Origin of the sequence: Pseudomonas sp. JS425 (assembly GCF_018223845.1) — a bacterium.
Classification (GTDB): domain Bacteria; phylum Pseudomonadota; class Gammaproteobacteria; order Pseudomonadales; family Pseudomonadaceae; genus Aquipseudomonas; species Aquipseudomonas asiatica.
Genome location: NZ_CP073661.1, coordinates 563,880 through 577,015, shown reverse-complemented (window position 1 = coordinate 577,015; position 13,136 = coordinate 563,880). Strand labels below are relative to the sequence as shown.

At 56.9% G+C, this 13,136-nt stretch carries 10 protein-coding genes; 6 read left to right on the top strand and 4 right to left on the bottom strand.

Annotated elements, in window-relative coordinates; translation table 11 throughout:
- Positions 1-405 precede the first annotated feature (405 nt).
- From KDB76_RS02500 to radC, 5 genes are all read left to right on the top strand, one after another.
- Positions 406-735 carry a hypothetical protein gene (locus KDB76_RS02500; protein ID WP_122048463.1) on the top strand — a complete coding sequence of 110 codons (330 nt, stop codon included), beginning with the start codon at positions 406-408 and terminating at the stop codon, positions 733-735.
- A 68-nt stretch (positions 736-803) separates the two neighbouring features.
- Positions 804-1,772, top strand: coding sequence for a DUF932 domain-containing protein (locus tag KDB76_RS02495; RefSeq protein ID WP_212632224.1), 969 nt, complete (start codon positions 804-806; stop codon positions 1,770-1,772).
- A 76-nt stretch (positions 1,773-1,848) separates the two neighbouring features.
- Positions 1,849-2,853, top strand: a complete 1,005-nt coding sequence (locus KDB76_RS02490) for a lambda-exonuclease family protein (RefSeq protein WP_212632277.1) — start codon at positions 1,849-1,851, stop codon at positions 2,851-2,853.
- Between the two features lie 76 nt (positions 2,854-2,929).
- On the top strand, positions 2,930-3,844 hold the full coding sequence (locus KDB76_RS02485) for a hydrolase or metal-binding protein (RefSeq protein WP_212632223.1): 915 nt from the start codon (positions 2,930-2,932) through the stop codon (positions 3,842-3,844).
- 48 nt (positions 3,845-3,892) lie between these two features.
- Positions 3,893-4,390 (top strand): DNA repair protein RadC, encoded by a 498-nt coding sequence (gene radC / locus KDB76_RS02480; protein ID WP_212632222.1) that lies wholly within the window; start codon positions 3,893-3,895, stop codon positions 4,388-4,390.
- Between the two features lie 113 nt (positions 4,391-4,503).
- On the opposite strand, the gene KDB76_RS02475 is transcribed toward radC, so the two are convergent.
- Positions 4,504-6,126, bottom strand: coding sequence for a hypothetical protein (locus tag KDB76_RS02475; protein WP_249206216.1), 1,623 nt, complete (start codon positions 6,124-6,126; stop codon positions 4,504-4,506).
- 236 nt (positions 6,127-6,362) lie between these two features.
- Between KDB76_RS02475 and KDB76_RS02470 the strand changes: the two genes are divergently transcribed.
- Positions 6,363-6,665, top strand: a complete 303-nt coding sequence (locus tag KDB76_RS02470) for a hypothetical protein (RefSeq protein WP_212632221.1) — start codon at positions 6,363-6,365, stop codon at positions 6,663-6,665.
- 37 nt (positions 6,666-6,702) lie between these two features.
- Here the strand turns inward: KDB76_RS02470 and KDB76_RS02465 are convergent, their stop codons facing one another.
- Genes KDB76_RS02465 through ptuB form a run of 3 tightly spaced genes read right to left on the bottom strand, consistent with a single transcriptional unit; the run spans position 6,703 to position 13,134 of the window.
- A complete protein-coding gene (locus KDB76_RS02465; RefSeq protein WP_151883645.1) occupies positions 6,703-9,534 on the bottom strand; it encodes a DUF499 domain-containing protein in 2,832 nt (943 codons plus the stop codon).
- Between the two features lie 48 nt (positions 9,535-9,582).
- Positions 9,583-12,480, bottom strand: a complete 2,898-nt coding sequence (locus tag KDB76_RS02460) for a DUF1156 domain-containing protein (protein WP_212632220.1) — start codon at positions 12,478-12,480, stop codon at positions 9,583-9,585.
- Between the two features lie 12 nt (positions 12,481-12,492).
- Positions 12,493-13,134 (bottom strand): retron Ec78 anti-phage system effector HNH endonuclease PtuB, encoded by a 642-nt coding sequence (gene ptuB / locus KDB76_RS02455; RefSeq protein WP_061303570.1) that lies wholly within the window; start codon positions 13,132-13,134, stop codon positions 12,493-12,495.
- Between the last annotated feature and the right edge of the window lie 2 nt (positions 13,135-13,136).

Below are 13,136 nucleotides of genomic sequence, written 5' to 3'. Positions count from 1 at the left end.
CATCAGGAGGGTGCTGCTGGTGTTCACGACGATATCTCGCGTTTGCTATCCGGGCACAGTAGCCGACCGCGCAATACAGTGCAATAACACTGTACCTACCGGAGGTTGTGGGGACTCATTCTGAGATCTAGCCGGCGTAGCTCTGCAGCCCAGGTCACCCTGCAACCCATAGCCTGAAACATCTAGACCAGTTTATTAAAATTAGTCAAAAAACAAACGAAATATAGAATAAAGCCCACGCCAAGCATCCGATTACTTTCATAGCAATACCTCCGCAGATAGTTGGATCCAAAAATATTTCAAACCTATATCACCTCAGTGAACGCCCCGCAGTATCGACTGCTGCTGGGGATTTGGCGTGCCAGTTTCTACCTCGGCACGCTCATCACTTGAGAGGATCTGCACATGTATACCCCTTGCCCAAGCTGCAACTCGGGACGCGTCATCACTAAAAATATCGGAAAACAAGCGGGCGGTTTGATTGGTGCCGCAGGTGGTGCGGCCAGTGGAGCCGCTGGTGCCCTATCGGGTGCTGAAGCCGGTGCGGTGCTGGGAGTGGTCGGCGGGCCGGTAGGGGTTGCCATTGGCAGTATTGCTGGGGCTCTGCTCGGTGGTCTGTTTGGCGGGGTAGCGGGCGGGATAGCCGGGGCCACGCTAGGTGAGCAGATTGATGACAAGGTGCTGGCTAATTACGAATGCCTGGAGTGTGGTTACAGCTTTAGCGTCAATCGTTAAGTCGTTGTGATCAGGCGTCGTTTGCTGAAACGACGCCCTTCCCCATTCATTCGCAAGGAATCATTCCTATGGCTCATCTCATTGAAACCATGGCCTACGCCGGCGCTACTCCCTGGCACGGTCTGGGCAATCAACTCCCCCGTAAACAACCTATCGAGGTCTGGCAACGTGAAGCCGGCATGGACTGGCAAATCCAGGAAAGTCCGGTGCACTTCAAGTCGGATACTGTCGGTCACCTTGGCACTATTCACTCCTTCCCCGAACAGAAAGTCCTCTACCGCTCCGACACCAAAGCACCGCTGTCGGTGGTCTCGCAGCGCTACCACACGGTGCAGCCGCGTGAAGTGTTGGAGTTTTATCGCGACCTCACCGACGCCTCCGGTTACGAGTTGGAAACGGCTGGCGTGCTCAAGGGTGGGCGCAAGTTCTGGGCGCTGGCACGTACCGGCCAAGGCACAGAGCTCAAAGGTAACGACCAAGTGAATGGCTATCTGCTGCTGGCAACCTCCTGCGACGGCACCCTGGCCACCACCGCCACGCCGACCACCGTGCGCGTAGTCTGCAATAACACCCTGACCATCGCCCTCGACGGCAGCAGCCGGGCAATCAAGGTGCCACACAACACCCGCTTCGATCCCAAGGCGGTGAAGAAGCAACTCGGTATCGCCGTCTCGCAATGGGACGAGTTTATGTATCGCATGAGAGCTTTGGCCGAGCGTAAGGTGCAGAGGCATGAAGCGCTAGGCTATTTCATGAACGTGGTGTGTGAGACCAGCCCGACCGGCGCTCTGCCGGAGCAACTGCCCAACGAGCGCGCCCTACGCAAGGTCCAGGAACTGTACGAGGGCCGTGGTCGTGGCAGCCAACTGGACTCAGCACGCGGCACTGCTTGGGGCCTGCTCAATGCCGTGACCGAGTACGTCGACCACGAGCGCCGTGCCCGCAGTAACGAGTACCGCCTGGACTCGGCATGGTTCGGTCAGGGAGCACAGATCAAACAACGCGCCCTGGATGCCGCTCTGCAACTCGCCGCCTAACCCTTACTTACCTCACCCCTTGCGCCCGGTCAGCCATGTGCTGGTCGGGCGTTTTTTATACCAGCAGGTAAAGACGATGAAAGCAACGTCATTGAATAGCAGCACCCGCCAGAAACGCCCCGCCCTGCGCCTGGTCAGCACCAAGGAGCTGCCCCGCGAGGACTGGTTGCAGATCCGCAAGAAAGGCATCGGCAGTTCGGATGCTGCCGCTGCGGTGGGTCTGAATCCCTACAAGTCGCAGCTGGAGCTGTGGCTGGAGAAGACCGGTCGCGATGCCAGCATGCCCAAGGTCGATCCTCACGATGAGGAAAGCCCGCTGTACTGGGGCAATGTGCTGGAGCCTATCGTGGCCTGGCATTACAGCAAGCGCAGCCAGCACAAGGTCCGACGGATCAACGCGGTGCTGCAGCATCCCGATCCGGCGCTGCCCTGGATGCTCGCCAATATCGACCGCGAGGTGATCGGTACCGACGATGTGCAGATCCTAGAGTGCAAGACTGCCGGCATAAACGGGGCACGCCTCTGGAAAGAGGGCGTGCCCGAATATGTGCAATTGCAAGTCATGCACCAGCTTGCAGTCACTGGCAAGCAGGCCGCTGATGTGGCGGTGCTGCTCGGTGGCCAGCATCTGGAAATCCATCGCATCACACGCGACGAGGCGCTGATTAAGCGGCTGATTGATCTAGAACGGCTGTTCTGGGATTACGTCGTCAGTGACACCCCGCCACCAGTCGATGGCACAGCGTCTGCGGAAGCGGCATTGCGCTGCCTCTACCCCGAGGATAACGGACAGACCCTGGACTTCAGACAGCACAAGGAACTGACCTGCACCTTCCTGGAACTCAAGTCTATTCGTCAGAGCATTGCTCAGCAGGAAACGCGGGAGGCGCAGCTCAAGCAGGTTCTGCAGCAGGCCATGGGGGAGGCCACCCGAGCAGATTTTGCAGAGGGTTACATCAGCTGGAAGAAATCCAAGGACAGCATTGGTCTAGATGTCGAACAGATGCTCAAAGACAAGCCCTACCTGCAAGCTCGCTACCCCAAGGCCAAAGCAGGCACTCGTCGCTTCCTGATCGCCTAAAACAGCTTGCTCACCCTAGCCACCCGGACCACTCACGTCCCGGTGGCTTTTTTATTTCAGATCAAGGATAACCGCCATGCTTAAAGGTTTAGCCATTACCCCGCCGGTACTCGGGCGCATTTCCATCGGCAAGGTCGTCGAGAAAAATGGCAAGCGCCTGCCAGAGAAGGACAATCAGTTCACCATCACGTCGCAAGTCCAGAGCCGTGACGGCTGGCTGCTGCATCCACTCAACGAAGAACTGCGCAATGGTCAGGACGGCAAGCTGCGCAGCATTCCGATCCGCTTAATGTTCAACGAACCAGACCTCAACTTTCGTGCGGACTTCAGCCTGTTCGACCGTACTACCGGCAGGCCGTTGTGCGTCGGCAATGGTGAAACTTGCAAGCGTTTGACCAAGGACGGCATCCAATCGCTGCCCTGCCCTTCACCTGATGGTTGCCCACTGGCCCAAGGCAATGCATGCAAACCTTACGGTCGACTGAACGTGGTGATTGGTGATGACGACCCACTGGGCAGTTTTGTCTTCCGCACCACTGGGTTCAACAGCATCCGTACCCTGGCAGCGCGTCTGCATTACCTGCAAGCCATCTCTGGCAATCGCCTGGCCTGCCTGCCATTGGAGCTGCGTCTGCGTGGCAAATCCACCCGTCAGAGCCATGGCACGCCGATCTTCTACGTCGATATCACGGTGCGCAGTGAAATGAATTTAGAAGACGCCCTATTGGCAGCCAAGCAACTGGAGGAAACCCGGCAAGCCTCGGGCTTTGACCAGAGCGCCTTGGATTACGCAGCCCGGCAAGGTTTTAACAATGGCGCTTTTGAAGACAGCGAGGAGGACAGTGGCGCCATTGTCGAGGAGTTCTTTCCCGCTGCTGAAACCCCACCCGGCAACGCAGAGGCCAAACCGACAGCACCGTCAAAGCCCTCACTGGCTCAGAGGCTGGAGGCTCAGGCTATCGAGCACAGCACTAGGCCTTCCGTTCAGTAACGCTCTACTCAACCTACCCAGCTTTCCCATTCTTACAGGAATACCGTCATGAAATATCACAAGCTCAAAGCCGGTGAAGCGAGTGGCACCTACGTCATGGAGTCCCCCGTCACCGAGGCCGACATCCTGCAGATGGCGCAACAACTGGCCATGAGTCGTCTGTCTAAAGGCCGGGCACTGACTGAGCCGAAGCAGGTGTTCAGTCACCTGCAAACACTGCTGCAGTACCACGAGTATGAAGTCTTTGCCCTGCTGCTGCTCGATTCCAAACATCGGGTCATAGGCTTTAGAGAACTGTTCAGAGGCACTCTGGATGGCGCGAGCGTGTACCCGAGAGAGGTGGTCAAGATCGCCTTGGAGCACAATGCTGCAGCCGTCATTATGGTTCACAATCATCCCTGCGGTGACCCAGAACCCAGCCAAGCCGATCGGACCCTGACCGCCACCCTCAAAAACGCTCTGAACATGGTCGGCACCTGCATATTGGATCATGTGGTGGTTGGCCATGAAGGTTGCGTCTCATTGGCTGAACGAGGTTATTTGTAAAAAGATCTCATAATGCCTCCATGGTGATCTTTAGGGCTCAGCCCTAAAGATCACCATGGAGGCAGCTGATTCGAGGTCTTATTTTTTTGCGTCGGTGCCCCAGCTGGAGCTACTCATTTGGGCCTAGAGCCCGCGTCCGTCATTTTGTCATCGAACTTTTTCAGCCCAGCCAGCAGTGTACGGCCGATATAGCGGCTAGGGGCGGAAGCGAGCACCTTGTAACCCAGCTCTGCAGTACCCACCAGCGCCCGTGCGGAGCCTTCAATGGCCACGCCTGCTCCTGCAAATAGGGCCTCTACGCCATCGCCGCCGTTTTCGTAGTACTCTGCGGCATGGTTGATACCCTCAATGGTGGCAAACAACCCGAGCCCGCCAACCCCAGAAAGCAATGCATCGAGGACAGTGTCCTCGGAGTCGACCACCGAACCGCCAAGTGCAAGGTCTACCGAATGCTCCAACTCGATATTGCTAAAGCCTGAGTCAATGGCGCGAGTCCGCTCGGCCACTTCCGAGGTAGCAATAACCGGGATATCAGCATCTACGCTGTTGATGTAGGTGGTACTGGAAGTGGCCTTGATCTGGTAGGCCACACCGTCGATGACGATATCGCTTCCGGGGTTGTTGAAGTGTTCGAAAAGGGCACCCCCGGTATCGCTCGCCACCAATTTCTCAAAATAGGCGCCCTTGGCCAGGGAGGTCAGCCCAACCAGGCTCTCTGAGGACAAGAACAGGGTTTCCAGCCAGATTTCAGCATCACTCATACCAGCATAGTTGCCGTTGACGCTCCGCATCGCATCGTAAATGTTGCCTGCCGTGGTGAAGTCATCCCATAGGGAAATCGGCACCGACAGGGCTGACAGCATAAACCCAGCCCTGAGTGGCAACTCAATTTCTTGCCCACAAGTCACTTCATCGGCGATGAACTGCTCAATCTGCTGTTGGCTGCTGGTGATACGTGCTTCAGCACGGTATTTGAGTTCGGAGAAGTGCTTATTGAGGCAGCTGAAGTCTTCAGAGTGCTGAATCAGCAACCTGTCATGCATCTTCTTGAGTTGCCTGATGGCCTGATCTATTTCTCTGAAATCTGGGCCATCGGAGTACTTTATCTTGTTCCACCAGGAGAACTTCTCGTAGGTCTCATCCCACTGGTCGCTAAGCTGATCGCGCCGCTGCTGCAGGCGCTGCAGTGTTTCACGCACAGTGGTTTCCGCCTGGATCAGAGGTGTCCGACTACGGATAGCCTGCAGGCGCTGCCGGCACTGGTTGCGAGCGGTTGTCACATCGGCCGCCAGACGCTGCTGAAGATACTGCCGGGTGAGCCCGTCCAGGTGCTGTTCCAATTGTGGTTGAAGTGCCTGCAGCGCGCTTGTGTTCAGGCGGCTCTGCCCGGCTTGCTCACGGGCGACGGCCAGTGCCTGGCGAGCCGCCGACAACTCACGAGTGGCGAGGACTCTCTGGAGTGAATAGACCACCTTGGCATAACGCTGTAGATGCATCCAATGGAAAAAGCAGACGCCCCATGCGAGTAGCCCGAGCGGCAGCAACAAAGCCGGTAGCGACGCAAGCAGCCAGCGCGGATCAATCTGCTGGCCAGCTGGCAGGAGGTTCTGCGCAAGCAGCACCTGCATGGCAGCGAACATCAGCAGCCCCAACGCAGTCAGCCCCAGCGCTTGCCTCAAACGCTGGTGGCAGGCTTGCCGGCATTGCAGTAACTCGGGTGTGGTAATGACGGTCACTGGAAGGCTCCCATGTAATGGCACCCGGCAGGACGCTGGGCCAGTGCGCTTGAGGACACAAACCACAGGCTGACGAATCCGGTTCGACCGCCCGATGGTACGTCAAAGTCGAAAGGGTATAGTTCACTGGATGTGCTACTTCACCCACCTGCGCCCCCCCTGAACAGATCCTTGGATGTACTTTTTTCGCCGGTCAGGCAGAATTCACCGCCCATGTGAAGCACAGCCAAACACTGATGAAACTGCTCAACACCTACGACGATCGAGATGAAGCCGAGGCTGCCGCCGAAAAGCTCAGCGGGGAAAAGCGCCTTGCCAGCGAACGTGATGCCACCGTGGTCATCTACAACCTCTTCGGCATACCGAGCTGGGGCAATTTTCATCGCCTCGATATGTACAACCTGGGTGAACTGAAAAACATGCTGGATAAGCGAAACACTTGGCAGCCTGGCGAGCAGGCACGCCATGCAGAAATACTCGCCACACTGAAGACCGTCGCCAAGAACTACGCCATCGAAATTCCCGCTCACTGGCAGTAGCTGCGGGCATCAGCAGGGATGCCCGCTCTGCAGGGGCTTACTCAAACTCGTAAGTATTCACCTTCAGCACACTGCAGTTCTCCTTCACCGAGCGCTGTACTGAGTCATCAAAACCACCTGCGCTGCTGGCCTGAATATCGATGGAAATGGTTACATTCACGCCATGCTTAGCCGTGAACTGTTGAATCACTTCGTCGACCAGCGTTGCAAACTGCATCTTGGCTTTGACCGGGTCCAACTCGGCACTGGCATAAAACTGCGTCGGCAATGTCTTAGCTACCGCCACATCGGTCGAGCCAGACGACCTGCCACCCGAGCCAGCACCTACGGCGGTATCACTGGAGCCTTCGGTAGGAGTGTCATGGATCAACTCTCCAGTAGGCGGCTGCACCGTGGACGCCGCATTGGCCGCTGCCTCCTTGACTCTGAGCGCCTCGGCATAATCCGATGCCGCGCTTGGTTCGATCAGTAGGCAAGAGCCATCGAGAATGACCGAGGTCGATTTACCATACACAAAGCCCGGATATCGCTCGCCTTCCTTGCCTTGCGCTACAGCGAAGAAGTCTTTGCTCTGCACCCCTTGGTTAAGAGTGCGGGCAAACACCTGATCGTCACGCAGGCGCGGTAGGTACAGATAGCAACAGGTCTTCTGCCACACATCCAGCGCGCCAGCTTCAGCCATGCCGTCCTTCCAAAACCAGCGCTTGAGCATGTTGGACAGATGGATCGGAGCCCACTCGGTGATCAGCAGCTCATTTTCCCGCAAAACCTTCTCGATTTCCTGGGGCAGGCTCGAAGCGCCTGGGTTGACGGCATAGAGCTCCCAAACGATCTCTGTCAGATTACTCGTGTGCTGCACTGGCGCCAGCAGCCACTTCCAGGTTTCGCGCAGGGTGCGGTTAAGCGTCTCACGCGCCTGCCCCAGACTGGCTGAAGCATTTTGCGCCATCAGGTTGTCGAGCGTGAGACGATTGTCCTTGTAGTCGCTGACGATAGATTCCCAAGCGAGCACCGAACGTGCGTGGTCCTTCAAGCGGCTCACATTGTCAGCATCCGCCGCCAAGAAAATCAGTCGGTTCTGCTTTTGACGAGGCTGATCGCCACGATTCTTGAGGATCTCCAACGCTTTGTTCAACGCTGCGTTCGGCCCGGTTTTGCTATAAGGCGAATCAGGCGCCAGCACCACGAGGCGCAGCGTCCAATCGTCCGGCACATCGGCACTGCCGGTAAATACGTGCACGCCACCGAAACAGCCGCCCAGATTATTGAGGCGCTGACGCAGAGTCGGGAACACATCTTCGCGATCCTTGAAGCGCTTCTTGCGTTCCTCCATCTCGCGGCGCAAGTTCGGGCGAGTGTCGAACCAGTAACGACTATTTGCAATGTTCAGGTAATGCAGCTTGTCCCCTAAGCGACGCAGTGCATCTTCATACACGCCCAGTTGCTGCTCAGGCTGAGCACTACCCAGCAGCACACGCTCTAGCTCGATACCGCGAACCAACTGACTGGAAGTTGTCGGCGCACTACCGAGGAAAATGGTGCGTGCAGCTCGACGGCATGCATGCACAGCCCCAAGGCGCGCATCGTGGTTTTCGATGGCTACGGTTTCTGCGCGCGGCCCGTCAATATCCCGGTCCACAACCGGATCCCAGCCTGCGGGCAGATAATAGGTGAACTCGTTGCGGGTATCGGTATCAGCAAAAGGCAGGCTGCCTGCCATGATCAACGGGTCGTTATTCCCATCTTTCCATAGGCTGTAGATGATCTTGGCCATCATCTTCAGGACGCCACGGGTACGCTGGAAGTTATCCAAGCTCGACCAGTCGTCATACAGCCGATCAAATACCTCCGGGTGAATCGGGTAAGCCTGCTTCAGACGCTCGAAGTAATGGCTTTCCTGAGTTTCAGACGGGAACTTTCCGCTGTGCGCAACGTAGAAGTCAGCGAACTGACGGCACACCTGCTCGGCGGCCAGTTGGTCGTTGATCCGACTGAACAGGCGACGCCGGACGATCTCGAAAGCCTCCTCAGTCGCCACCGGCTTCCACAGCGCCTGCACACGGCCAAAGTAGTGCGACAGCGCCTCCAGGGCGCGCACGCCACGCTGGCTGCCGGCTTCTTTTTCGGACTCTGGCAGCGAGGCCAGCATTACCGCTGAGGGTACAGCCTTCAGCGCTTCAGTCAGCGCCTGGACAAAAGTCAGGTTGGAGTCGAAGGTTCCCCCAGCGAGTGAAACGCCTTCCTCGAACTGACGGATATAGGCTACTAACTCGTCCACCAGGATGACGCAAGGTGCATAACGGCTAAGTAGAGTGACCAGCACGTCTTTACCTGGCGAAGTTCCGGATAGGTCAGCGTCAGCCACCAACGCATAGCCCTCATCACCGCCCAGTTGCCAGGCCAACTCCCCCCACAGTGTGCGGACCGAGCAGGCGTCATGCTGCACTGGTTGGTTGGGGGAGGACTTAATGCCATCCAGTACCACCAACCGCGCCGGCGCCAGCTCGGTAACACCGGCCTTGTTCAGAATGGTCCCGACACCCGGCATCTCACTGGCTGCAACCTTGCCCTGGGCCAAGTGATAGACCGCCAGCATGGTGTGGGTCTTGCCGCCACCAAAGGCCGTCTGCAGTTGAATGACCGGATCGCCGCCCTTGCCAGACAACCGTCTAACCACCGAATCCAGCAGCAGGCGCATGCCCTCGGTGATAAAGGTGCGCTGGAAGAATAGCTTCGGATCCTGATACTCCGCTGCCGCCGTGCCGGTATGTACACGAGTGATATCTGCAGCGAACTCAGCCTGAACAAAGGTGCCGCTGCGCACATCTTCGTGGGGTTCGGCGATTAGACGCCAGGGTTTAAGAGTCATCCGTCTTTCCTTTTCACGTGCTGCCCTCTCTGCCTATTACCAGGCAAGTCAGATATCCAGCACAGCTTGACTTCCAATGTGTCCAGACTCCTGGCTGGCTTGTTCGATGCCGAGCCAGGCGCCTTGCAGTTCGTTGTAGGCGCGTGCTTCGTTGCTCCAGCCTTGACGTTCGCAGAGGGTGTAGAGGCGATAGGTTAATGCAGTGAGGCCAGCGGTTTTGTCAGGCATGCGCGCCAGCAGTTGGCCGGCAGCTGTTTCACCGTCCTGGTTAAGGGCACGGATTAGCTGGTGTAAGGCTTCCCACACGGAAAGGCGGCTGTCGCTCTCCGGCGACCAGTCGCGCGGCATCTCCGCCCATTTGAGCAGGCGAAGATTGCCGCTGGCGCTATCCACCACACCAGCATCCACCAGGCCGTTAACGCTGGTACCTTTGGCGCGGGCAAGTACATCAGCATCGCCGTACTTACCCTCGGCCCAACCATGCTGCTCGAACCAGGCGAGACAGAACTGAGTGTCATGGTCGAAGTCGTCTTCGCCGACAAAACGGTTGATCAGTTGTAGCGCGCTGCGCACACTCATGGGCGAGCCGTCAGCTTCCAAAACAGCGCTGTATTTGCTGAAAACTTCCATACCGGGGCCAATGATCGCCTGAGATAAATCTACCGGAGCCACCGGCGAGTTAATTCCGCCACGGGTCATCTCAGCCAGTGCGTCCGGGAGGGTAGCGTTCAGTTCGCGGATGAATTCACGCCTCGAAACAACAGGCGCATTTTCTGCACGCGGACGGCAGACAAGCACGATGCTGGAGGCCAATGCATTTGCTCCCTGGCCTCTCATTCTGCCTGCACCTTCTGTGCGCATTGGCCAGGTGCCAGTAAGAGCAAAGCCAGCCTTGAGCACTGCAGCAAGGAAGGTTTCCCAACCAGTGCTAGAGGTACCAGCACTCTCATTGGTTTCCGCCTGCTTGAAGGCGTAGTAGATAGTCACCGGAAAAGCCGGATGCGCGAGCTCGGCAAGGTTATGCATGGCGGCAGTCATACCGTCGAGAAAGAATTTTTCTGCCATATCTCGCCCACCTTGACGATGAGAAGCAGCAACAAGCTCCTCTGCCTTGGGTACGGCCATAGTCGCAAATAGTCCAGGGAAAATGGTTCGCAGCGAGCGGCGTAGCCAGACATAAAAAAAGTCGGACAAATCAGCGTATGGGATATTGTCATAGTACGGCGGATCAGTGGAGATCAACTTCTGCTGACTGATTTTTTGGCTCTGGGCATCTTGTTGATAAACGAAGCCGCCTTGAGCTTTTGGCAAATCGCTGACGGCCATTGCTCCCTTATCAATCGCTGTGGCAAAGCTCCCGCCAGCATTGGCAAACGGGTTTGCTTCAGCAAAGTCCCAGACCATTGGGATTGCTTGCCGTGCAAAAGTCTCTCTGAATGCTCCACGATCATTCATCCACGAGGCTACGGTTGAGCCGATATTGCTCACCTTACTGATCGCGAAGGCTAGATACATGCCCACAGCTTGGGCATATGCAGCAGCTCCTTGACCTCCCTGATCCAGGCCCAACTCATCGTCAACCATGCCTGCAGCTAGCGCATCCTCGTGCACGCGAGAGATAGCTTCCTGCACTAGGTCAGAGAATGTCGTAAGGGCGCTCAATTGGCGGTCAGTGAAAAGCTGATCAAAGCGTGTAAAGCCGTACGGCTTAACGCCAAGATACTGTGTGCTACCGGAAATGGTCACTTCCGGGCGCCATGTAGGCTTAGCCTGCTGAGCGACGCGCACCTGTTCTGATGTTGGAGATAAGTAGACACGGCCTCGCGTACCTTCAGCAACAATAGCCATCAGCCGCTGACCAATATGCCCAGCAACCCCTTGAGCCTTGATGTACTTTGGCTCAATTGGTGTACCGGACAGTAGGCACTGGAAGTTCGCCCCGCGTGACAGCTTGGTACCATTCTTGGCCGAGTGTGGCGGTGTATCCGCTCTGACGACAAAACGGTAGCTGTCGCCCTCGATAATCGGCTCAACATAGCTTTCCTTTCCAGCCTTACTAGAAAGGATAAAAGTGCTAGCCAGCGGCACCTCTGCATGACTAAACGCTGGGTTGGGACTTTTTACTGTGCGCGCCCACAGCCAAGCTATCACCGTCAGCCTTTCACCCTCGTATTTAGCCAAATCCGGACGTTCGGCAACCATTTCGGCGGTGATTTCAATCTGTGGATACAAATGGCCAATGCGTTTTTCAGCTTCATCACGCATCCACGCTCCATATCGACGCAAGTCCTCGGCCAGCCCCTTGGCACCCGACCAATCCTGGAAAGCATCGCGAGTACGCTGCTTTTTGCTGGTTTTATCTATGGCGCTTTCCGGCCCTACCGGCGCTTTTCCGGAGAACTTAGGTGGAATCTCAATCATCGCCTTGTTGATAGTGACTGGTACAGGGTTGAGATCGGACGCATAGCTTTCTAGCCCTAGACGCTGCGCCTCCAACGGCAGCGCTCCACCACCAGCGAACGGATCATGGAAGTCAGGAAGTTTCTCAGGATTGAATAGCTCTGCGGCCTGTGGATGGCTTTTGTTCAGCTCGCATGTCTCGCGCCAGCTCTTCCAAATCTCCGCTCGCGCCCGGGACAATACCTCCTCGTTGTTGCTATTCTCCCAAACCACCAGATCTTCGATGATTTTGAATAGACTCTCACGCTCTGCAGCAGCCTTTTCCTTGTTCACCCCACGCCCCAGATGACGCTCGTAGCCAGGGTCATTCACCATCTGCGCAAAAATCACCGCCCGCGCTGCTGCCAACGGCCGCCTTGCCCACCACAAGTGCAACGTGCTGGGGTGTCCGTGGCGAATGGATTTCTCCCGGGCGGCGGCTGCGTTGATCGCATCCAGCGGTAGAGCGACTTCGATGAGTTTTTTCGGGGTCTTGATGGGGTACATGGGGATTCCTGATCAGCTCATCCGGCATAGGGTATGGCGGATGGCACTAACAAAAGGCAGATGGGTCGTGGCAGCAAGTTCGTCATCCAGCAACTGCTGCCACTCATCCTCGGGAAATTCATCGAAAAGCGTCCACAGTTCCTCAGCTATCGGCACATAACCGGCGGACTCCCTCTGGCGCATATGGCGTAAGGCACCGTGTTCCGCATCGAGATTGAAGACACGCAGAGTTTCGCTGGCACGCTGCCGATCGGTGTCATTCAGGCCAGCGCGCAGCTGGATAGTGCCGTCGGCCACGAAGACGAAGTAATGGTCGGGATCATCGACATCAGGCTTGAGCAAGTCGCCAGGGTTGTAGGCCCCAGCTCCGTGATCTTTGTACTTGCCGCAAGAGTCCTCGCGGTTGCAGGAGCCAAAGAGGTTGTCCCACTGGAATGTGACCCGAGGGTCACGCCCCTTCTGCACAAAATGCTCGATGTGCCGATTGCCTTCTGCAATGGCCGCCTCGCAATAGGCGCACCTCCGGCTCTGCATGGCCTCCAGCGTTTGCCAGATTTCGGTCCTATCTGCACCATCCAGGGCACTCCAGTTGTCCCGGCCATGCCTGTGGCGGGCAAGGCAGATCGGCGCTGGGCCACGTTGAAGTCGGTGCATTA